Genomic DNA, 22203 nt, shown 5'->3' with positions numbered 1-22203 from the left:
AAACAGCACTCAGCCTGCAGCAGGTAAAAAAAGCAGGTACACTGACCCCACTGTTTACAGCCGTGGAACACGACACATGGATATTCATGATAAATCACGCGTTAAGTGGGCCTGCCGTCGGGGCATGCTTGAGCTTGATGTCTCCATTATGCCTTTTTTTCACTATGAGTATGATTCGCTGAGTGATGAAGATAAGCGGGTGTTTGTTGCTTTACTGAAGAGTGACGATCCGGATCTGTTTAACTGGATGATGGACCACGGCGAGCCCGCGGATCCCGAGTTTAAGCGCATGGTAAAACTGATCCAGCAGCGCAACCGTGAACGCGGTCCGGTGGCAATGTAGCCTGCGTCCTTCACGCAGCGCCCGGCTGGCAAATCTGGCGGCGGGTTTCAGCTGCGTGACGCTGCTGCTGTTCGTCTGGCCTGCGGAGTGGCATGTGCTGCAGGCGCTGCTTTCCGTCGCGGTGCTGGCGGAAAGCTGGCGCACTGAGCGACGCTTACGGCAACGCTGCGGCGAGCTGACGCGGGATGTTCAGGGAAGCTGGGGCTGGCAGGGAACCCGCTGGTATACCGCCCGGACGGCGCAATGGCAGCCGTGGGGCGTGCTGCTGACCCTGCAGAATGCGCAGGGCCAGCGCTGGCGTTTCTGGCTGATGCAGGACGCCATGACGATGCGCAGCTGGCGGCAGCTGCGCGCGCAGGACGCGCTCAGTGGCGCGGCAGACCAGCGTTAAAGCCGGTCAGCTGTTTCCGTGAGAATCTGCTCGCACCACTGCTCAATACGCTCGTCGCTCTGCTCAAACTGGTTAACATCATCCAGCGCCAGACCTACAAACTGTGTGCCGTCAGCGGTCAGCGGCTTGCGGCTGGTAAAGGTATACCCCTCCAGCGGCCAGTAGCCGACAAACTGTACGCCCATCGGCAGCAGCAGTTCGTGCAGCATGCCCAGCGCATCAAGAAACCACTCGCTGTACTCAATCTGGTCGCCCATACCGTACAGCGCCACAATTTTCCCCTGCAGGTTAAGTCCCGGCAGCTGCGGCCATACCGCTTCCCAGTCCTCCTGCAGCTCGCCAAAATCCCAGGTTGGAATACCGAGGATCAGCAGGTCATACTGCTCCATCAGCGAGGGGTCATCATCTTTGAGGTTGTGCAGCGTCACCAGCTCTTCACCAATAAAGTCGCGGATTTTTTCCGCTGCCATCTCGGTGTAACAGGTACTTGAACCGTAAAAAAGTCCGATATTCATGCGGTTAATGTTCTGTATGAAACTCACTCTGGCGCAATTGTACCAGAACCCCTCTGCTTTAAGGCATAATGAGCACGATTTCACACTGGCGAGAGGATAACGTGCAGGATAGCGATCTGATTGAACAGTTTCTTGATGCGCTCTGGCTGGAGCGTAATCTGGCGCAAAATACGCTGGCCTCTTATCGTCAGGATCTGCAAACCCTCACCGCATGGCTGCAGCATCACAATCTGACGCTGCTGACGCTGCAGGCGCTGGATCTGCAGCAGTTTCTTGCCGAGCGTATTGAAGGTGGCTATAAGGCCACCAGTTCAGCCCGCACGCTGAGCGCCATGCGCCGGCTGTTTCAGTATCTCTACCGTGAAAAGCTGCGCAGTGACGATCCCAGCGCGCTGCTCTCCGCCCCTAAGCTGCCACAGCGGCTGCCGAAAGATCTCAGCGAGAGTCAGGTAGACCGGCTGCTGCAGGCGCCGGCCACAGATATTCCGCTGGAGCTGCGCGATAAAGCGATGCTGGAGGTGCTGTATGCCACCGGTTTGCGCGTCTCAGAGCTGGTCGGGCTGACCATCAGCGATGTCAGCCTGCGGCAGGGAGTGGTGCGCGTTATCGGTAAAGGTAATAAAGAGCGGCTGGTGCCATTAGGTGAAGAAGCGATCCACTGGTTAGAGCACTATATGGAATATGGCCGGCCGTGGCTGCTAAACGGACAGACGCTGGACGTTCTGTTTCCCAGCCAGCGCGCGCAGCAGATGACGCGTCAGACCTTCTGGCACCGCATCAAGCACTACGCGACGCTGGCGGGTATCGACAGCGATAAACTGTCACCGCACGTGCTGCGGCATGCATTTGCCACACATTTACTGAACCACGGCGCTGATTTGCGCGTCGTACAGATGCTACTGGGCCACAGTGACCTGTCGACCACCCAGATTTATACGCATGTTGCCACCGAGCGGCTGCGTCAGTTACATCAACAGCACCATCCGCGCGCCTGAGCAGCGGCAACAAGGATTTATGATGAAAAAACAGTTTACCGTTCTGGCGCTGCTGGTCAGCGCCTTTTCCGCTCTGGCACAGGCTGATGACAGCGCTATTCAGCAGACGCTGAAAAAAGTGGGTCTGCAGCAGGCTGAGATCCAGCCCTCGCCGCTGCCGGGCATGAAAACCGTGCTGACGGAAAGCGGCGTGATTTACATTACTGAAGATGGCAAACATATGATTCAGGGCCCGCTGTATGACGTCAGCGGCGCACAGCCGTTTAATGTCACCAACCAGCTGCTGGACAAAAAAGTCGCCGCGCTGGCGCCGGAAATGATTGTCTATAAAGCGCCGAAAGAGCAGCACGTCATTACGGTGTTTACCGATATCACCTGCGGCTACTGCCGTAAGCTGCATGAGCAGATGGCGGACTACAACGCGCTGGGTATCACGGTGCGCTATCTCGCCTTCCCGCGCGAAGGGCTGAACGGTCAGGTTGAGAAAGCGATGAAGGCGATCTGGTGCAGTGCCGATCGCAACAAAGCGTTCGATCAGGCGATGAAAGGCGATACGCCGCAGATGGATGCGCCAGCGACCTGCAGCCTCAATCTCGATAAGCACTACAAACTCGGCATTTTGTTCGGCATTCAGGGTACGCCCGCCATTCTTACCGACAGCGGTATGATGATCCCGGGCTATCAGGGTCCGCAGGAGCTGAAACAGGTGCTTGATGGTCAGAAGCGGGGCGGTTAATTCACAGTGATGCACACTACAGAACTGCGTCGGCGCACGCTGCCGGCTGATGCCAGCCTGCCTGACGACCTGCCGCCTCTGCTGCGCCGTCTCTATCTGCATCGCGGCGTTAAAACCGCAGCAGAGCTGGAGCGCGGGGCAAAATATCTGCTGCCGTGGCAGAGCCTCGGCGGTATAGAGGCTGCGGTTGCGCTGCTGCACCGGATGCTTACGGGCGGCCAGCGCATTATGGTCGTCGGCGATTTTGACGCCGACGGCGCGACCAGCACCGCACTGACCGTGCTGGCGCTGCGCAGCATGGGCGGCAACGTGGACTACCTGGTGCCTAACCGCTTTGACGATGGCTATGGCCTGAGTCCGGAAGTGGTGGAGCAGGCGCGTGCGCGCGGCGCGGAGATGATCCTCACCGTGGATAACGGCATCTCCTCGCACGCGGGCGTCGAAACGGCGTCAGCGCACGGCATCCCGGTCCTGATCACCGATCACCATCTGCCGGGCGAAACGCTGCCGGCCGCCGACGCTATTGTTAATCCTAACCTCAGCGACAGCGCTTTTCCGTCGCGCGCGCTGGCAGGCGTCGGCGTGGCGTTCTACCTGATGCTGGCGCTGCGCGCGCATCTGCGCGAGCAGGGCTGGTTTACCCCCCAGCGCAGCGAACCCAATCTGGCCGCGTGGCTCGATCTGGTCGCGCTCGGCACCGTAGCGGACGTGGTGCCGCTGGATGCGAACAATCGCATTCTGGTGTGGCAGGGGCTGAGCCGCATTCGCGCCGGTAAATGCCGCGCCGGTATTCGGGCGCTGCTGGAGATCGCAAACCGCGATGCGCGTCAGCTGGCAGCCAGCGATCTCGGCTTTGCCGTTGGCCCGCGTCTTAACGCGGCGGGGCGGCTTGACGATATGTCGGTTGGCGTGGCGCTCTTGCTGACCGAGGATATTGCGCAGGCGCGCATGCTGGCCAGCGAGCTGGATGCGCTGAACCAGACGCGCAAAGAAATTGAACAGGGCATGAAAAGCGAAGCGCTGGCGCTGTGCGATGCGCTGGAGCGTCAGCATAGCGACCTGCCGCTGGGCCTGGCATTTTATCACCCCGAATGGCACCAGGGGGTGGTCGGGATCCTCGCATCGCGCCTGAAAGAGCGTTTTCACCGGCCGGTCATTGCGTTTGCGCCCGCGGGCGATGGCACGCTAAAAGGATCGGGTCGCTCAATCGCCGGACTGCACCTGCGTGACGCGCTGGAGCGGCTGGATACGCTCTATCCGGGGCTGATTATCAAGTTCGGCGGCCATGCGATGGCGGCGGGACTCTCGCTGGAAACGGATAAGTATGACGCGTTTCGCGAGCGCTTTGCCGCGCTGATTGATGAGTGGCTCGATGGAGAAGCGCTGCAGGGCGTGGTCTGGTCTGACGGTGAGCTGCACGCGCAGGAGTTCAGCCTGCATACCGCTGAAATGCTGCGTGAGGCGGGGCCGTGGGGACAGGCATTCCCGGAACCGGTGTTTGACGGCAAATTTAAACTGCTGCAGCAGCGGCTGGTGGGCGAGCGTCACCTGAAGGTGATGGTGGAACCGGTCGGCGGCGGACCGTTGCTGGACGGTATCGCGTTTAATGTTGATACCCGCCTCTGGCCGGACACCAGCGTGCGGCAGGTTGAGCTGGCCTATAAGCTGGATATCAACGAGTATCGCGGTAACCGTTCCGTGCAGCTGATAATCGATCATATCTGGCCGCTCTGACCGCGCGCGCCGCTACAAACCGCGCGCGCTTTCGGGTAAACTCATGCGTTACTTTATCTTTTCTCACCGTATCGCCAAAAAAGACTGAAAAGCCATGTTTGAAATTAATCCGGTCAAAAATCGTATCCAGGACCTTAGCGAGCGCAGCGGCGTTCTTAGGGGGTATCTTTGACTACGATGCCAAGAAAGAACGTCTTGAAGAAGTAAACGCCGAGCTGGAGCAGCCGGACGTCTGGAATGAACCTGAACGCGCGCAGGCGCTCGGCAAAGAGCGCGCGTCGCTCGAAGCCGTCGTTGAAACCCTCGATCAGATGCACCAGGGCCTGGAAGATGTGCAGGGACTGCTGGAGCTGGCGGTTGAAGCGGACGATGAAGAAACCTTCAACGAAGCCGTGGTTGAGCTCGACGCGCTGGAAGTAAAGCTGGGTGAGCTGGAATTTCGCCGCATGTTCTCAGGCGAGTATGACAGCGCCGACTGCTACATGGATATTCAGGCAGGCTCCGGCGGTACGGAAGCGCAGGACTGGGCCAGCATGCTGCTGCGCATGTATCTGCGCTGGGCAGAGGCCAAAGGGTTTAAAACCGAGATCATTGAAGAGTCGGAAGGCGAAGTTGCGGGCACCAAATCCGCCACCATCAAGGTGATTGGTGACTACGCCTACGGCTGGCTGCGTACGGAAACCGGCGTCCATCGCCTGGTGCGCAAGAGTCCGTTTGACTCCGGCGGCCGTCGTCACACCTCGTTCAGTTCGGTGTTTATCTATCCGGAAGTGGATGACAATATCGATATCGATATCAACCCGGCCGATCTGCGCATTGACGTCTACCGCGCATCAGGTGCGGGCGGTCAGCACGTTAACAAAACGGAGTCTGCGGTGCGTATTACCCACCTGCCGACCAACATTGTGGTGCAGTGTCAGAACGACCGTTCACAGCACAAGAACAAAGACCAGGCCTTCAAACAGCTGCGCGCCAAGCTCTATGAATATGAGATGCAGAAGAAAAATGCTGACAAGCAGGCCGCAGAAGAGAACAAATCGGATATCGGCTGGGGCAGCCAGATTCGTTCTTACGTGCTGGATGACTCCCGCATCAAAGATCTGCGCACCAGCGTAGAGACCCGCAATACTCAGGCGGTGCTGGATGGCGATCTGGATCGTTTTATTGAAGCAAGTTTAAAAGCAGGGCTATAAGGAACCGACATGTCTGAACAACAACCGCAGAACGCTGACGCCGCACTTGAGTTAAATAATGAACTGAAAGCGCGTCGCGAAAAACTCAGCGCGCTGCGTGAAAAGGGCGTGGCGTTTCCCAACGATTTCCGTCGTGACACCACCTCCGATCGGCTGCACGCCAGCTATGACGACAAGAGCAACGAAGAGCTGGAAGCGCTGGGCGTGGAAGTGAGCGTTGCCGGTCGTATGATGACGCGCCGCATCATGGGTAAAGCGTCGTTTGCCACGCTGCAGGATGTTGGCGGTCAGATCCAGATCTACGTTTCACGTGACGATCTGCCGGAAGGCGTCTATAACGAGCAGTTCAAGAAGTGGGATCTGGGCGATATTCTGGGTGCACGCGGTAAGCTGTTCAAAACCAAAACCGGCGAGCTTTCAATCCATATCTCAGAACTGCGCCTGCTGACCAAAGCGCTGCGTCCGCTGCCGGACAAGTTTCACGGCCTGGCTGACCAGGAGACGCGCTATCGTCAGCGCTATCTTGATCTCATTTCCAACGATGAATCGCGCCACACCTTCCAGGTACGCTCGAAAATCATGGCGGGTATTCGCCAGTTCATGGTAAACCGCGACTTTATGGAAGTGGAAACGCCAATGATGCAGGTGATCCCGGGCGGCGCTTCTGCGCGTCCTTTCATCACCCATCACAATGCGCTGGATATCGATATGTATCTGCGTATTGCGCCGGAGCTTTATCTGAAGCGTCTGGTTGTAGGCGGCTTCGATCGCGTGTTTGAGATCAACCGTAACTTCCGTAACGAAGGCATCTCGCCGCGCCATAATCCTGAGTTCACCATGATGGAACTCTATATGGCGTATGCAGATTACAAAGATCTGATTGAGCTGACCGAAAGCCTGTTCCGCACGCTGGCGCAGGACGTACTGGGCACCACTGAAGTGGCCTATGGCGAACATACCTTTGACTTCGGTAAGCCTTTTGAGAAGCTCACGATGCGTGAAGCGATCAAAAAATATCGTCCGGAAACGGACCTGGCTGACCTGGAAGACTTTGATAAAGCGGTAGCGATCGCCAGTGCGCTGCATATCAAAGTGGAAAAAAGCTGGGGTCTGGGCCGCGTGGTAACGGAGATCTTTGAAGAGACGGCGGAAGCCCATCTGATTCAGCCAACCTTCATCACCGAATACCCGGCAGAGGTTTCACCGCTGGCGCGCCGTAATGATGAGAACCCGGAAATCACCGATCGCTTTGAGTTCTTTATTGGTGGTCGCGAGATCGGTAACGGCTTCTCAGAGCTGAACGACGCTGAAGATCAGGCAGAGCGTTTCCTGCAGCAGGTGAATGCAAAAGATGCCGGCGATGATGAAGCGATGTTCTACGATGAAGATTACGTAACCGCGCTGGAGCACGGACTGCCGCCAACGGCTGGCCTCGGTATCGGTATCGACCGTATGGTGATGCTGTTTACCAACAGCCACACCATTCGCGATGTGATCCTGTTCCCGGCGCTGCGCCCGACGGCGAAGTAACGGCAGGCGCTGCCCGTCTCTCTCCCGCTGGCGAGAGTCGGGCAGCAGTTATCACGGCGCGATCGCCTCTGCCAGCCACGTCTGAAAGCGCGCATAGGGTATGTAGAGTGCCACATCGCTATACAGCCTTTTTCCGCTTTGGTTATCATCGATCCGCCGGCTGTATCCTGTGATCACCCCAGCCAGCGTGTCATCACTGGCGTTATAGACTGCGCCGCCTGACATACCTTTCACTACGCCAGCACTGGCCGCCACCACCACACAGTTTGCTTTGTTCCAGCTGTTTACCAGCGTGGTATTCACCAGGTTCTCTCCGCTGGAGGCGACCGGCAGGGCAGAGATAAAGCTATAGCCATAAAGATTTACGCGATCGCCAATGTGGCCGTTACGGAACGCCGGCGGCAGGTTGCCCGCCCGGTTTTTATGGTAAACCACGGCGAGATCGCAGTCGGGGTGCCAGGCTTTTACCCGGTAGAGTGAGTATTTCGCCACGTGTGCCGCCGTCAGGCTGTAGTCGGCGGTGAGCGGGATAGTCGTGCCCAGCGTGCCGACCCCAAGAATGGTGGGAATACCGGTAACGGTCATATCCACCCGGCGCGCAGCTTCTTTACTGTATTCATAGTGTCCAACCGAGCAGCCGCTGAGGCAGCACGCCGCCAGCGCAATTATCCAGCGCATCTCTTTTTTCTCCTGTGGGGCGCTCACCTGCGCGCTGCGTTCTGACCGTTACCCGCTTCCGCCGGCTGAAAACCGGGCAACGCTATCACTATCCGCCACCGCGCCACAAGCCGGACCGGCGCTGATTATTGCCGCGCCGGCAACATAGCCTTGCGGCGCACAGGGTGGTTGCGCTGCCAGGGCTGTGTTTTAATGCAGCGTGACGCAGTTCAAATATTAATAAGCGTTCTGTTTTACCGTGCTGTGTTCGCAGTACGGCCCGCCTGCAAAATTATCTTGGGAGAGTGTGTTATGCCTGTTGCATTACTGGCGCTGGCGCTGAGTGCGTTCGCCATTGGCACCACGGAGTTTGTCATCATGGGGTTGCTGCCGGAAGTGGCAGGCGATCTGCAGGTGTCGATTCCTTCAGCCGGCTGGCTGATCAGCGGTTACGCGCTCGGCGTGGCGATTGGCGCGCCGATTATGGCGCTGCTGACCGCCAGCCTGCCGCGCAAACGCACGCTGAGTCTGCTGATGGTGATCTTTATTATCGGTAACGTGCTCTGCGCGCTGGCCTATAGCTATAACCTGCTGATGCTGGCGCGTGTGGTCACCGCACTCTGCCACGGCGCGTTTTTTGGCATTGGATCGGTAGTGGCCGCAAGCCTGGTGGCGCCCGGCCGTCAGGCGTCAGCGGTGGCGCTGATGTTTACCGGGCTGACGCTGGCAAACGTGCTTGGCGTGCCGCTTGGCACCTGGTTTGGTCAGCTGTTTGGCTGGCGTGCCACCTTCTGGGGCGTGGCGATTATCGGCATTCTGGCGTTTATCGCCCTGATTGTCAGCCTGCCGGCAAATAAAGAAGAGAAGCCGGTTCATCTGGCCAGTGAGATTAGTGCGCTGGCCAACGGACGACTCTGGCTGTCGCTGCTGATGACGGTCTGCTTTGCCGCGGCGATGTTTGCGCTGTTCAGCTATATTGCGCCGCTGCTGCTTCAGGTCACCGGCATCAGCGACCGCGGCGTGAGCTGGACGCTGTTCCTGATTGGCGCCGGCCTGACGGCAGGTAATATCATTGGCGGCAAGCTGGCGGACTGGAAAGTCTCTTTCAGCCTGATCCTCAGCTTCTCACTGATTGCGCTGTTCTCACTGCTCTTCAGCTGGACCAGCCATGCGCTCTGGCTGGCTGAAATTACGCTGTTCCTGTGGGCCATGGCGACGTTTGCCACTGTACCCGGCCTGCAGATCAACGTGGTGCGCCACGGCAAAGAGGCACCGAACCTGGTTTCCACGCTCAACATCGCTGCTTTTAACGTGGGTAACGCGCTGGGTTCCTGGGTAGGCGGCGCCGTTATTGCGCGCGGCTACGGCCTGACGGCAGTGCCGGTTGCGGCTGCCGCCATCGCCGCTGTCGGCCTGGTGGTGTGTGTCATCACCTTCCGCAACGCTAACGGTCAGGGCGATACGGTCCGCGTCTGATCAAGCTGCGCGGCGATAAGCCCCGGAAATGCTGCCACCTGCTGCTGCAGGTGGTGGCAGAAGCGGTCAACCAGCGCAGAGGCGGGCCGGTGCTGAGGGCGGATCAGGCTCACGGTAAACGGCACGCTGATACTGAAACGCCGCATCACCACGCCGCTCGCCGCGTAATCCAGCGCGGTGAGCGGATTTACAATCGATAAGCCAACCCCGGCGCGCACCATCGCGCATACCGACGCGGCGCTGTGCGTCTCCAGCACCAGCCGTCGCTCAACCTTCTGTTCCAGAAACAGCGCATCCAGCAGCTGACGATAGCTGTCATGCCGCGACAGGCTGACAAAATTCTGCTGATGGAAATCGGCAGGTGTCAGCACATCACGCTGATAGAGCGGATGCTGCGGCGGCAAAACGCACACTTCATCGCAGGTCAGCAGCGGGAGGCGTTCCGTGCCGGATGGCGCATGCTGTGTCTCAGTCAGGCCAAGATCGTAGCGCTGCGCCGACAGCCACTCCTCCAGCAGCGGCGACTCCTGCGGAATGATGTTCAGATTCACCTGCGGATAGCGCTGCATAAAGGGCTGCAGCAGAGGCGGCAGCAGCGACTGGGAAAATACCGGCAGGCAGGCCACCGACAGCTCGCCATGCCGGAACTGCCGTAATCCTTCCGCCGCATCGAGAATCCGGTCCAGTCCGTACCAGGAGCGCTGCACCTCTTCAAACAGACTCAGCGCCTGCATCGTGGGCTGCAGACGACCGCGCACCCGCTCAAACAGCGTCAGTCCCAGCTGCTGCTCCAGACGCGCCAGCTCACGGCTGACGGTGGGCTGCGAAGTGTGCAGCAGCGCGGCGGCCTGCGTCAGATTGCCACTGGTCATCACCGCATGGAAAATCTCAATATGCCGCCAGTTGATGTTCGCCATCGCTCCTCCATTAAAGGCATATCATATTTGCATAGCTGCCGCTAAAACAGATATTTCTGTGAATTGATGTGGTGTGGCTAAATGAGGGCAACAGTACAGGAGAATTGTTATGCCACGTCCGTTAGACACCACCGAATCTGCGCTTAACGCTACCCATCTGCTGCCGCTGGCGCAGCGCTACAGCGGTCCGTTCTGGGCCTATGACGCCGCCATTATTCAGCAGCGTATTGCGCAGCTCAGCCAGTTTGATGTGGTGCGCTTTGCGCAGAAAGCCTGCTCAAACATTCATATTCTGCGCCTGATGCGTCAGGCCGGGGTAAAAGTCGATTCCGTCTCGCTGGGTGAAATTGAACGCGCGCTGGCGGCGGGATTTGAACCGGGCGGTGAGGACATTGTGTTTACGGCGGACCTGCTGGATCTGCCGACGCTTCAGCGCGTGGCTGAGCTGCAGGTACCGGTAAACGCCGGTTCGGTAGATATGCTGCACCAGCTGGGCGCGCGTTCGCCGGGCCATAAAGTGTGGCTGCGTATCAATCCTGGTTTTGGTCACGGTCATAGCCAGAAAACCAATACCGGCGGCGAAAACAGCAAGCACGGCATCTGGTATGGCGATCTGCCGCTGGCGCTGGCTGCGATTCAGCAGCACGGTCTGCAGCTGGTGGGGCTGCACATGCATATCGGCTCCGGCGTGGATTATGCGCATCTGCAGCAGGTGTGTGACGCCATGGTCGATCAGGTGATTGCGTTTGGTCAGGATCTCAGCGCCATCTCAGCCGGCGGCGGTCTCTCTGTTCCCTATCATTTTGGTGAAGAAGCGATCGATACCGATCACTACTTTGGCCTCTGGAGCCGCGCGCGCGATCGCATTGCCGACCACCTCGGGCATCCGGTAAAGCTGGAAATTGAGCCGGGACGCTTCCTGGTGGCTGAATCGGGCGTACTGGTTTCACAGGTACGGGCGGTTAAAGCGATGGGCAGTCGCCACTTTGTGCTGGTTGATGCAGGCTTCAGCGATCTGATGCGTCCGGCTATGTATGGCAGCTATCACCATATTTCGGTGCTGCCAGCCGATGGCAGCACGCCGGAGGCAGTCACGCAGGAGAGCGTGGTGGCCGGGCCGCTGTGTGAATCAGGCGATGTGTTTACCCAGCAGGAGGGCGGCAAGGTAGAGACCCGCGCGCTGCCTGCGGTGCAGCCTGGCGACTATCTGGTGTTTCACGACACTGGTGCTTACGGCGCGTCCATGTCCTCTAACTACAATAGCCGCCCGCTGATCCCGGAAGTGCTATTTGAAAACGGCAGCGTGCGTGAGATCCGCCGCGCGCAGACGATTCAGGAGCTGCTGGCGCTGGAGCTGAACTGATGCGTATTTTGCCGCTCAGCAGCGTGCCGCATCACGCCAGTCAGATAACTGACTGGCTGTGGCAGGCGTTTGGCGATGGCACAACGCGTGAGTTTTATCACAGTGTCGTGCGCAGCAGCCTGAACGGTGCCGATCTGCCGGTGACGTTTGTCGCACTGGACGCGCACGATATTCCGCTGGGCACTATCGGTTTCTGGCGCTGCGATCTGATCAGCCGCCAGGATCTCTGGCCGTGGGCGGCAGCGCTCTATGTCGATCCCGCCTCACGCGGTCAGGGCGTGAGCGAGGCGCTGCAGCAGCACGTGATCGATTTCGCCCGCGATCGCGGCCACGCGCGTATCTGGCTCTGGTCAACGTTTTCCGGCTACTACGAGCGGCACGGCTGGGAGTATGTCTGCGAAGCGCTGGAGTTTCCCGCCGAGCGGGTGAGGGTGTATAAGCAGGATCTGTGACGGGAGCTGGTTCCGTTCGCCACGGGCGCGAGCGCCGGTTCCGTTCGCTGCGGGGCCCGGGGGCTGGTTCCGTTCGCTACGGGGCCCCGAGGCTGGTTCCGTTCGCCGTCAGCGGCGGCAGCAGCCTGTGCTCCGGCACGGCGACCGGGCAGAGGACGCCTGGCCGCGCCCTCTGCACTCCCCGGCCCTGCGCCAGCCCCGTCCGCCGCTGCGCGGTTCCCTCGCTCACGCCCGCTTCCCTGAGACCGGGCGCCATTCGCTCCTGCTCACCGCGCCCTTTCGCCGACGTCCTGTCGGCTCATCCCGGAACCGTGCCCTCCCTCGGCGGACCCGGCTGGCGCTTCCCGCCGCTGCTGATTTTTTTCTTTCTCTTAGATTTTTTATAGCTGTGAGTCTTGCAGGAGAGCTTCACACCACATCACACCAAATTTAAAAAAGAGAAATGAAGAATTTACAGGCGGGGAGGGGGGCGCTATCCGCAGCGCCGGGCGCGGATTGCTAAGGGGCGCGCCCACCCGCCCCTTAGCCCGTCCGCGTGCGGGAATGCCGCTGAAACTGCCAGAAGCCAGGCGGGCGGAACCCCTCCGGTGCCGCGCGCTGCTTAGCGCAAAGCTCCCGGCGCATCACTTATCCAGGCCCACCCACCGAGTGACGCCGCACCAGCGTCGGACTGAACATATTGGTGACTTCAGGCAGCTCGCTGCCGTGTGCCAGCGCCAGCGCCAGCTGTGCCGCCTGCTGCGCCATAGTGACAATAGGGTAGCGCACGGTAGTAAGGCGCGGACGCACGTAACGTGACACCAGCACATCATCAAACCCGATCAGTGACATCTCCTCTGGTACGCGGATGCCGTTATCACTTAGCACCGCCAGCGCGCCAGCAGCCATCGAGTCGTTATAGCAGGCGACGGCCGTCAGAGACTTGCCGCGGCCCAGCAGCTCCGTCATCGCCTGCTCACCGCCTGTTTCATCAGGCTCACCCCAGGCCACCAGGCGGTCGTTACAGGGCAGGCCGTGTTCCCGCAGCGCATCGTAATAGCCCTGCAGGCGATCCTCTGCATCAGAAATGGTGTGCGTGGAGCAGATAAAAGCGATGTGCGTATGGCCCTGCTGAATAAGATGCCGGGTGGCGAGCCAGGCGCCATAGCGATCGTCAAGCGCAATACAGCGTGACTCAAAGCCCGGGATCAGCCGGTTCAGCAGCACCATACCCGGCACCTGACGCATCAGCATCTCCAGATCGTCTGCCGGGATTTTCTTGGCATGCACCACCAGCGCCGCGCAGCGATGGCGCATCAGCTGCTCAATCGCCTGCCGCTCTTTTTGTTCATTATGGTAACCGTTACCAATCAGCAGAAAGTTGCCGGTCTCGCCTGCCACTTCATCCACCGCTTTTACCATCGCGCCAAAAAAAGGGTCGGATACATCACCCACCACCAGCCCCAGCGTTTCAGTAGATTGCTGTGCCAGCGCGCGCGCATTGGCGTTAGGGTGATACTGCAGCTGCTCCATCGCCTGGGTTACCGCGAGGCGTGAACCTTCGCTGGCTTTGGGAGAGTTATTGATAACACGGGAAACGGTCGCAACCGACACCCCGGCCATACGGGCAACATCCTTTATGGTAGCCATGCAATTATCGACATCCAGGGAAAACGTTTACACATCGCATCAGTGTTACGGAAAAGCCCCTGGGCCGCAAGCGATCAGAATGCCAGCGTTGTCGCAAAAGCGCGGAAAATCAGCCGCTCACAGGCAGGCTTCTGGCGGACTGCAGCCTCATGCTATGCTGCCGCGCATTCTCTGTTTATCTGCCGGACACTCTCATGAAAACACGCGTGCCGCACCTGGCGCACTGGGGCGCTTTTACCGCCGTGACGGAAGATGGTCGCCTGACAGGCTGCGAACCTTTCTTTGCCGATACCGATCCTTCACCTATGATCCACACCATCCCCGAGCTGGTTTACTCCGACAGGCGTATCCGCCAGCCAATGGTGCGCCGCTCGTGGCTGAAATCGCGCGAGAACAGCGATCGCACCCTGCGCGGGCGTGAAGACTTTGTGCCGGTCAGCTGGGATACCGCGCTCGATCTGGTCGCAGAAGAGAACCGCCGCGTACGCGAGCGCTACGGGGCAGCCGGCATCTTTACCGGCTCTTACGGCTGGTCCTCGGCCGGACGGGTGAACCATGCGCGGACGCTGGTGCGGCGTTTCTATTTTCAGGGCGGCGGCGGGGTCGATCAGCAGGGCAACTACAGCTGGGGCGCCGCCCAGTTCTTCCTGCCCTATGTGATTGGCACTTACATGCCGCTGACCGGGCGCGTAACCGACTGGCCGCAGGTGGTGGAGCATGCCGAGATTTTTGTCGCCTTTGGTGGCCTGGCGCTGAAAAATGCGCAGGTCGCGTCCGGCGGAGCGGGGCAGCACAGCCTGAAGCCGGCGCTGGAGCAGCTGCGCGCCAGGGGGACCCCGGTAATCAACATCAGCCCGCAGCGCGATGACTGTCCGGCGTGGCTGAACGCCGAATGGATCCCGATTCGCCCCAATACCGATGTCGCGCTGATGCTGGCGCTGGGCTATGAGATCCTGCGCAACGGCGCCACTGACGATACCTTCCTCGCCACGCACTGCACCGGCTGGCCGCAGCTGCGCGCTTACCTGCTGGGCGAAAGCGACGGCGTGGCAAAAACCGCAGCCTGGGCGAGCGCCATTACCGCTATTCCGGCCGCACGTATCGCACAGCTGGCACAGCAGCTGGCGGGCAGGCGCAGCTTTATGACCAGCGCTTACTCCGTGCAGCGCGCCCACCGCGGTGAGCAGCCCTACTGGATGATGATTGCGCTCTCCTGCATGCTGGGTCAGCCGGGCCTGCCGGGCGCAGGCTTCTCATTCGGGCATGGCTCAATGAACAGCGTAGGCAATCCGCGTCAGGAGGGACCGGCGCCGATGATGAGCACCGGGCCTAATCCGGCCAATCTGGCGATTCCGGTAGCGCGCATCAGCGACATGCTGCTGCAGCCAGGCGAACCTTACGACTTCTGCGGTGAGACGCTGCACTATCCTGATATCCATCTGGTGCACTGGGCGGGCGGTAATCCGTTTCATCATCACCAGCAGCTTAACCGGCTGGTCGCCGGCTGGCAGCGACCCGATACGGTGATTGTGCAGGATATTGTCTGGACGCCTGCGGCGCAGATGGCGGACATTGTGCTGCCGGTGACAACCACGCTGGAGCGCAACGATATTGGCGGATCGTCGCGCGATCGCTTTGTGCTGGCGATGCACCAGGCAGTCAGGCCACAGCATCAGGCACGCAACGACTTCGATATTTTTGCTGACATCGCCGATCGCCTCGGTTATCGCGACCGCTTCACGGAAGGGCGCAACGAGATGCAGTGGATTGAGCATCTTTATCAGCAGTGCGCACAGGCACATGCGCGGCGCGGTATCGCTTTCCCGGCCTTCAGTGAGTTCTGGGAGCGCGGGTTTGTGGAGATCCCCGAGGGCGGGAAACCCTATATCTTTATGGAGGAGTTTCGCGCCGATCCGCAGGCGCATCCCATCGCCACCGCCAGCGGCAAAATTGAGCTCTTTTGCCAGACCATTGCGGACTATCAGCTGGATGACTTCGCGGGTCATCCCACCTGGTGTGAGCCGCAGGAGTGGCTGGGTGCGCCGCTGAGCAGCGACTATCCGCTGCATATGATCTCAGTGCAGCCTGCCGACCGGCTGCACAGCCAGCTGGATGCAACCCCTGCCGTTCAGGCCAATAAAACTGCCGGGCATGAGACGCTGTCGATGCATCCGCAGGATGCCGCGCAGCGCGGCATTGCCGACGGGGAGGTGGTTGAGGTAAGCAATGCGCGCGGCCGTATGCTGGCCGGCGTGCGCCTGACCGACGGCGTCGCGCCGGGCGTACTGATTATCGCGACCGGTGCATGGTTCGATCCCGGCTTTGGCGGCACGTGGCAGCCGTGGGATCGCGCCGGCAACCCGAACGTACTGACGCTGGATATCGGGACCTCTTCCCTGACGCAGGGACCGAACGCCATGAGCTGCCTGGTCGAAGTCAGAAAACATCACGGTTGCACAAACCACTAACAATCTCACCGCTGGTTACATTTTGCGGGCAACTGTTGCGTTTAAGCAGGTGCAGGGCTGTCAGCTGGCTTGCTACAGTCAGGGTCCCAGAGGTATTGATGGGTGAACATCAAAACGTTTTCTTGATTACACCAACCTGCGCAGATGCGCAGGTTTTTTTTGTCCGTCATCTCTGCAAATAACTGAAACACAGTTTTCCTGTCAACTTGCCAGGCCTTTCTTTATAACAGCCGATAACCAGTCTGGATAACGACTCTCACCGCAGCGGAATGCTATGCCTCCGATTAAAAAATTTCTGGGTAAAGACCAGATTAAAGCCCCGTTTAACCCGTTTCGTTTTCGTCTGATCTGTCTGGGCGTGCTGACCTGTATGGGACTGCTGCTCGCCCGCGTCGGCGATCTGCAGCTGATCAACCATCCGATGCTGGAGCATGAAGCGGATCAGCGCTCGCTGCGCACCGTTACGCTGCCCACGAATCGCGGCACGCTGCTGGATCGCGATGGCCAGGCGCTGGCGCTGAGCGTACCGTCGCGCGACATCATCGCCGATCCTAAACGCGTGCTGGAGGCGAATCCCGACTTCAGCAGCGCAAAGTGGGGCTATCTGGCGGCGGCGCTCAGCATGCGCCCGGAAGATCTGCAGGCGCAGATTACGGCTAACCCGAAAAAGCGGTTTCTCTATCTGGGACGCAAAATTGAGCTGGGGATCGCCAAAGATATCGCCGAACTGCACCTGAAAGGGATCAGCTCGGTCTATAACGACAGCCGGTTTTATCCGATGAGTGAAGCGGCTGCGCCGCTGATTGGCATTGTGGGAGCTGACAGCAACGGGCTTAACGGGCTGGAGAAAGGGTTTGATCGGGTGCTGCAGGGCGAGCCAGGCAAAGAGGTCTATCGCCAGGATGGCGAGGGCAATATCATTTCGATGATCGATTATGAGCCGCCGAAGCAGCCGCCCACGGTGCAGCTCAGCATCGACAAGTTTGATCAGTTTACCCTCTACAGCAGGCTGCGCGACGGCGTGCTGCTGAACAAAGCGGACTCCGGCGCCGCGGTGCTGGTGAAGATCGATACCGGTGAAATTCTGGCAATGGCATCGTATCCCTCATTCAACCCGAATAATTTCGACAAGGCGACACCCGCGCAGATGCGTAACGTCGCCATCAATGACAGCTTTGAACCCGGCTCAACGGTCAAACCGCTGGTAGTGATGGAGGGTCTGGAGCGCCATCTGGTGAGGCCTGACTCGGTGATTGATACCACCCCCTACAGCGTCAATGGCCATCTTATCCGCGACGTCGGCCACTGGCCGCGTCTCACCATGACCGGCATTTTGCAAAAATCGAGTGATATCGGCGTATCGCATATTGCGCTGGCGATGCCGGCGGAAGCGCTGGTCAACACCTATCAGGCATTTGGTCTCGGCAAGCCTACCGGACTGGGATTAACCGGTGAGAGCGTGGGCTACTTTCCGCTGCATCGCGAGCGCTGGGCGGACATTGAACGTGCAACCTTCTCCTTTGGTTACGGCCTGCGCGTGACGCCGCTGCAGATTGCGCGCGAATATGCCACGCTGGGCTCGTTTGGCGTTTATCGTCCGCTGTCGATAACCAAAGTCACGCCACCGGTGCTGGGCAAACAGGTAGCCAATCCGCAGATTGTACAGACCGTGGTGCATATGCTGGAGAGTGACGTGCTGCCGGGCGGCACCGGTATCAAGGCTGCGGTACCAGGTTATCGCCTGGCGACCAAAACCGGTACCGCAGAGAAGATGGGCAGCAGCGGCAAATATGATGGCGGTTACGTGAACTATACCGCCGGGATCGCGCCAGCCAGCCATCCGGAGGTGGCGCTGGTAGTGATGATCAACCATCCGACCGCGGGCGATCACTTCGGCGGCTCGGTGGCCGCGCCCATCTTCGGCAATATTATGGGACCGGTGCTGAAGCACATGAACATTGCGCCGGATGCGCTTTACAGCAAGCCACCGTCAGATAAATCCTAGCTAAATCAAAATGTAACCAGCAGGATGTGCTGTTCATACCTGGTTGCATTTCGCTGAATACGGTTGCGTTTAGCCGCTGTTATTTCGCAGGCTGCTGCGCGACGATAGCGATCCCAGAGGTATGATTGGTGTGAAGATCGGCTGCTGCGGCAGCGATACCTGCACTGCAGGTATAACCCTGTTCGGTTGCACCGACCCACGCAGACGCGTGGGTTTTTTTTATCTTTTTTTTGCGGCCCCGCATCGCTGTTTGTCAGGGACTCCGCTTTAATTCTGCTCTGTACTTGTCGCCGCCCGGCAAATCCTGCAAGGTAATTACCATTTTTGACCTTGCTAAGGAGCTGGCATGCTATTTACCCTTTTGCGCACTCTCTGTCGCCTGCTATGGCGCGTGGAGCTGCGCGGCGATCTTACGGCGCTGCATAAAGAGAAAGTGCTGATCGCGCCTAATCATATGTCCTTTCTGGATGGCGTGCTGGTTGCGCTGTTTTTACCGATCAGGCCGGTATTTGCGGTCTATTCTGCTATCAGCACCCGCTGGTATATGCGCCTGCTGAAACCGATTATCGACTTTGTGCCGCTCGATCCCACTAAGCCGATGTCGATCAAACATCTGGTTCGCATGATTAACACCGGCCGCCCGGTGGTGATTTTTCCGGAAGGTCGTATCACCGTGACCGGGTCGCTGATGAAGATCTACAGCGGTGCCGGCTTTGTGGCGGCGAAATCGGGCGCGACGGTGGTGCCGATGCGCATTGAGGGAGCGGAGTATACGCCGTTTGGCCGTCTTGGCGGGGTGTTTAAGCGCCGCCTGTTTCCCCGGATTACGCTGAGCGTGCTGCCAGCGACCCATATTCCGATGCCGGAGGCGAAACGCGCCCGCGACCGGCGCGTGCTGGCAGGTGAACACCTGCACCATATTATGATGGAAGCGCGCATGGCGGTGCGCCCGCGCGAAACGCTCTACGAAGCTTTTCTCAGCGCGCGTACCCGCTACGGACTGACCAAAGCCTGTATTGAAGATGTAAATTTTCAGCCGGACAGCTACACCGGCCTGCTGAAAAAGGCGCTTGGGGTGGGACGTATTCTTGAGCGCTACAGCCGGCAGGGAGAATATATTGGTCTGCTGCTGCCTAATGCTACCGTGACCGCTGCAGCGATCCTCGGTGCATCCATGCGCGGGCGCGTTCCGGCCATGCTCAACTATACGGCTGGCGTCAGCGGCATGCGTGCCGCGCTGACCGCCTCGCAGGTAAAAACCGTGTTTACCTCACGCCAGTTTCTGGAAAAAGGCAACCTGTGGCATCTGCCGCAGGGGCTGACTGAAGTCGAATGGATTTACCTCGAAGATCTTAAAGAGACGGTAACGCTGCAGGATAAGCTGTGGATCCTCGGCCATCTGCTGCTGCCGCGCCGGGCACAGCTGGCGCAGCAGCCGGAAGAGGCGGCGATGGTGCTGTTTACTTCTGGTTCGGAAGGCCATCCTAAAGGGGTGGTGCATTCTCATAAGAGCCTGCTGGCTAACGTCGAGCAGATCCGCACCGTGGCCGACTTTACGCCGCGCGATCGCTTTATGTCAGCGCTGCCGCTGTTTCACGCCTTCGGCCTGACGGTGGGGCTCTTCACGCCGCTGCTCACCGGGGCGCAGGTTTTCCTCTATCCCAGTCCGCTGCACTATCGCATCGTGCCGGAGCTGGTTTATGACCGCAACTGCACCGTTCTGTTCGGTACGTCAACGTTTCTGGGTAACTACGCGCGCTTCGCCAGCCCCTATGATTTTGCCCGTTTGCGCTACGTGGTAGCCGGTGCGGAGAAGCTGCAGGAAGGCACGCGCCAGCTCTATATGGAGAAATACGGTATTCGTATTCTTGAGGGCTATGGCGTCACCGAGTGCGCGCCGGTTGTGGCGATCAACGTGCCGATGGCTGCCCGCACGCATACCGTTGGCCGTCTGCTGCCCGGCATGGATTCCCGTCTGATTTCAGTGCCGGGCATTGAGCAGGGTGGCCGGCTGCAGCTGCGCGGCCCGAATATCATGAATGGCTATCTGCGTGTTGACGCGCCCGGCGTGCTGGAACCGCCCGTGGCGGACAACGGCGAAGGTGTGATGGAGGCGGGCTGGTATGATACCGGTGATATTGTCAGTTTCGATGAAGGCGGTTTTTGTCAGATTCAGGGCCGGGCGAAGCGCTTTGCCAAGATAGCCGGTGAGATGGTGTCGCTGGAGAGCGTTGAACAGATTGCGCTGAAAGCCTCCGGTGAAAAACAGCATGCCGCCTCGCTGCGTCCGGACGGTAATCGCGGCGAAGCGCTGGTGCTGTTTACCACCGACAGCGAGCTAACGCGCGAGCAGCTGCTGCAGGCGGCGCGTGAAACCGGTGCGCCAGAGCTGGCGGTGCCGCGCGATATCCGCGTCATGAAACAGCTGCCGATGCTCGGCAGCGGTAAGCCAGACTACGTCAGCCTGAAGCAGCTGGCGGAAGAGGAGAGAGCATGAGCCAGCATGGGGAGGCCCGCGCTCCGCTGCTGTCGCGCGGTATGATTGCCGTGATCGTGGCGCAGTTTTTTTCCGCTTTTGGTGATAACGCGCTGCTGTTTGCCACGCTGGCAGTGCTGAAAAATCAGTTCTACCCCGACTGGAGCCAGCCGGTCCTGCAGATGCTGTTTGTCGCCACCTATATTCTGCTGGCGCCGTTTGTCGGGCAGATGGCCGACAGCTTCGCCAAAGGACGGGTGATGATGCTGGCGAATAGTCTGAAGCTGCTGGGTGCGCTGACCATCTGTTTCGGCTTTAATCCGTTTCTCGGCTATACGCTGGTGGGCATCGGCGCGGCCGCTTACTCGCCGGCGAAGTATGGCATTCTGACGGAAATCACCAGCGGTGAACGTCTGGTGAAAGCCAACGGGCTGATGGAGGCATCGACCATCGCGGCCATTCTGCTCGGTTCGGTAGCGGGCGGGATACTGGCGGACTGGCATCTGCTGATGGCGCTGGCCGCCTGTGCGCTGACCTACGCGCTGGCGGTCGTCGCCAATCTCTTCATTCCCCGCCTCAGCGCGGCGCGTCCCGGTCAGAGCTGGCATGCGCTCAGGATGCTGCGCAGCTTCAGCGGTGCAGCACGCCAGCTGTGGCATAACGGCGAGACGCGTTTTTCCCTGCTGGGTACCAGTCTGTTCTGGGGAGCAGGGGTCACACTGCGTTTCCTGCTGGTGCTCTGGGTGCCGGTGGCCTTAGGCATTACCGATAACAAAACGCCCACCACCCTCAACGCCATGGTAGCGATAGGAATTGTACTGGGCGCGGCGGCGGCGGCTAAGCTGGTGACGCTGCAGACGGGGCGGCGCTGTATGCCGGCAGGGGTGCTGATAGGAGTGATGGTGGTGCTGTTTTCGCTGCAAACCACGCTGCTGAACGCTTATCTCCTGCTGATGGCGATCGGCGCCCTGGGCGGTTTTTTTGTGGTGCCGCTCAACGCACTGCTGCAGGAGCGCGGTAAGGCGAGCGTGGGTTCAGGTAATGCAATTGCCGTGCAGAACCTCGGCGAGAATAGCGCCATGCTGCTGATGCTGGGTCTCTATACCCTGGCGATTAAGCTCGGTGCCCCGGCGATTGCCACCGGCACAGGCTTTGGCATAGTATTTGCCGCCGCAATCGCGCTGCTGTGGTGGAAAGCGCGTCCCGTATCCCCGTAGGGGCCGCATTTATGCGGCCCTGGTGCATTCAAAGGGCGTCATTAATGACGCCCCTACGAATTCCCATCGCATGATTCAACATTCCCGTAGGGGTCGCATTTATGCG

Annotated in this window: 18 protein-coding genes; 14 read left to right on the top strand and 4 right to left on the bottom strand. The window is 59.5% G+C overall.

The features are described from left to right. Positions 1-76 precede the first annotated feature (76 nt). Together sdhE and LAC65_RS12925 are read left to right on the top strand one after the other, a co-directional pair. Positions 77-343, top strand: coding sequence for an FAD assembly factor SdhE (sdhE, locus tag LAC65_RS12930; protein WP_039380010.1), 267 nt, complete (start codon positions 77-79; stop codon positions 341-343). After that, positions 318-734: a protein YgfX gene (locus LAC65_RS12925; protein WP_039380008.1), complete on the top strand. Its 417-nt coding sequence runs from the start codon at positions 318-320 to the stop codon at positions 732-734. The genes sdhE and LAC65_RS12925 overlap by 26 nt, the downstream gene beginning before the upstream one ends. Here LAC65_RS12925 and fldB read toward each other — a convergent pair. Beyond that, positions 731-1249 (bottom strand): flavodoxin FldB, encoded by a 519-nt coding sequence (gene fldB / locus LAC65_RS12920; RefSeq protein WP_071668567.1) that lies wholly within the window; start codon positions 1247-1249, stop codon positions 731-733. The genes LAC65_RS12925 and fldB overlap by 4 nt on opposite strands. Before the next feature lie 68 nt (positions 1250-1317). Between fldB and xerD the strand changes: the two genes are divergently transcribed. From xerD to lysS, 5 genes are all read left to right on the top strand, one after another. Next, positions 1318-2244 carry a site-specific tyrosine recombinase XerD gene (gene xerD, locus LAC65_RS12915; protein WP_104085473.1) on the top strand — a complete coding sequence of 309 codons (927 nt, stop codon included), beginning with the start codon at positions 1318-1320 and terminating at the stop codon, positions 2242-2244. A 22-nt stretch (positions 2245-2266) separates the two neighbouring features. Continuing rightward, positions 2267-2980: a bifunctional protein-disulfide isomerase/oxidoreductase DsbC gene (gene dsbC / locus LAC65_RS12910; protein ID WP_039380004.1), complete on the top strand. Its 714-nt coding sequence runs from the start codon at positions 2267-2269 to the stop codon at positions 2978-2980. Between the two features lie 9 nt (positions 2981-2989). After that, positions 2990-4714 (top strand): single-stranded-DNA-specific exonuclease RecJ, encoded by a 1725-nt coding sequence (gene recJ, locus LAC65_RS12905; protein WP_039380002.1) that lies wholly within the window; start codon positions 2990-2992, stop codon positions 4712-4714. A gap of 94 nt (positions 4715-4808) precedes the next feature. After that, positions 4809-5907 (top strand): peptide chain release factor 2 gene (prfB, locus tag LAC65_RS12900; protein ID WP_104085475.1). Its coding sequence is split into 2 segments (ribosomal slippage): positions 4809-4883 and positions 4885-5907, totalling 1098 coding nucleotides; the frame shifts between segments, so codons are not numbered across the junction. Positions 5908-5916: 9 nt separating this feature from the next. Further along, positions 5917-7437, top strand: a complete 1521-nt coding sequence (lysS, locus tag LAC65_RS12895) for a lysine--tRNA ligase (RefSeq protein ID WP_039380000.1) — start codon at positions 5917-5919, stop codon at positions 7435-7437. Between the two features lie 51 nt (positions 7438-7488). Here the strand turns inward: lysS and LAC65_RS12890 are convergent, their stop codons facing one another. After that, positions 7489-8115, bottom strand: a complete 627-nt coding sequence (locus LAC65_RS12890) for a hypothetical protein (RefSeq protein WP_039379998.1) — start codon at positions 8113-8115, stop codon at positions 7489-7491. A 291-nt stretch (positions 8116-8406) separates the two neighbouring features. Here LAC65_RS12890 and LAC65_RS12885 point away from each other — a divergent pair, with 291 nt between their 5' ends. Then, entirely contained in the window at positions 8407-9570 is a 1164-nt protein-coding gene (locus tag LAC65_RS12885) for an MFS transporter (RefSeq protein WP_203025482.1), read from the top strand. Here the strand turns inward: LAC65_RS12885 and LAC65_RS12880 are convergent. Further along, on the bottom strand, positions 9546-10487 hold the full coding sequence (locus LAC65_RS12880; protein WP_039379993.1) for a LysR family transcriptional regulator: 942 nt from the start codon (positions 10485-10487) through the stop codon (positions 9546-9548). The two genes, LAC65_RS12885 and LAC65_RS12880, sit on opposite strands and share 25 nt — an antisense overlap. A 109-nt stretch (positions 10488-10596) precedes the next feature. On the opposite strand from LAC65_RS12880, the gene lysA reads away from it, so the two are divergent. Continuing rightward, positions 10597-11850 (top strand): diaminopimelate decarboxylase, encoded by a 1254-nt coding sequence (gene lysA, locus LAC65_RS12875; RefSeq protein ID WP_039379991.1) that lies wholly within the window; start codon positions 10597-10599, stop codon positions 11848-11850. Continuing rightward, entirely contained in the window at positions 11850-12302 is a 453-nt protein-coding gene (locus LAC65_RS12870; RefSeq protein WP_175540455.1) for a GNAT family N-acetyltransferase, read from the top strand. The genes lysA and LAC65_RS12870 overlap by 1 nt, the downstream gene beginning before the upstream one ends. Before the next feature lie 627 nt (positions 12303-12929). On the opposite strand, the gene galR is transcribed toward LAC65_RS12870, so the two are convergent. Then, positions 12930-13931, bottom strand: coding sequence for an HTH-type transcriptional regulator GalR (gene galR, locus LAC65_RS12865; protein ID WP_039379986.1), 1002 nt, complete (start codon positions 13929-13931; stop codon positions 12930-12932). Between the two features lie 194 nt (positions 13932-14125). Between galR and LAC65_RS12860 the strand changes: the two genes are divergently transcribed. The 4 genes from LAC65_RS12860 (at position 14126) to lplT (ending at position 22097) form a co-directional block, all read left to right on the top strand. Next, positions 14126-16399 (top strand): molybdopterin guanine dinucleotide-containing S/N-oxide reductase, encoded by a 2274-nt coding sequence (locus LAC65_RS12860; protein WP_039379984.1) that lies wholly within the window; start codon positions 14126-14128, stop codon positions 16397-16399. A 274-nt stretch (positions 16400-16673) separates the two neighbouring features. Then, the gene (locus LAC65_RS12855) at positions 16674-18404 is read left to right on the top strand and encodes a penicillin-binding transpeptidase domain-containing protein (protein WP_039379981.1); all 1731 of its coding nucleotides are present in this window, start codon (positions 16674-16676) and stop codon (positions 18402-18404) included. A 346-nt stretch (positions 18405-18750) separates the two neighbouring features. Beyond that, positions 18751-20901, top strand: coding sequence for a bifunctional acyl-ACP--phospholipid O-acyltransferase/long-chain-fatty-acid--ACP ligase (gene aas / locus LAC65_RS12850; RefSeq protein ID WP_039379979.1), 2151 nt, complete (start codon positions 18751-18753; stop codon positions 20899-20901). After that, the gene (gene lplT, locus LAC65_RS12845) at positions 20898-22097 is read left to right on the top strand and encodes a lysophospholipid transporter LplT (RefSeq protein ID WP_039379977.1); all 1200 of its coding nucleotides are present in this window, start codon (positions 20898-20900) and stop codon (positions 22095-22097) included. Before aas ends, lplT begins: the two co-directional genes overlap by 4 nt. The last annotated feature ends 106 nt before the right edge of the window (positions 22098-22203 follow it).

The sequence above is a fragment of the Pantoea eucrina genome (assembly GCF_020079945.1).
GTDB classification, from domain to species: Bacteria; Pseudomonadota; Gammaproteobacteria; order Enterobacterales; family Enterobacteriaceae; genus Pantoea; species Pantoea eucrina.
The sequence above is the reverse complement of the archived record's forward strand: the minus strand, read 5'-3'. Positions and strand labels throughout refer to the sequence as shown.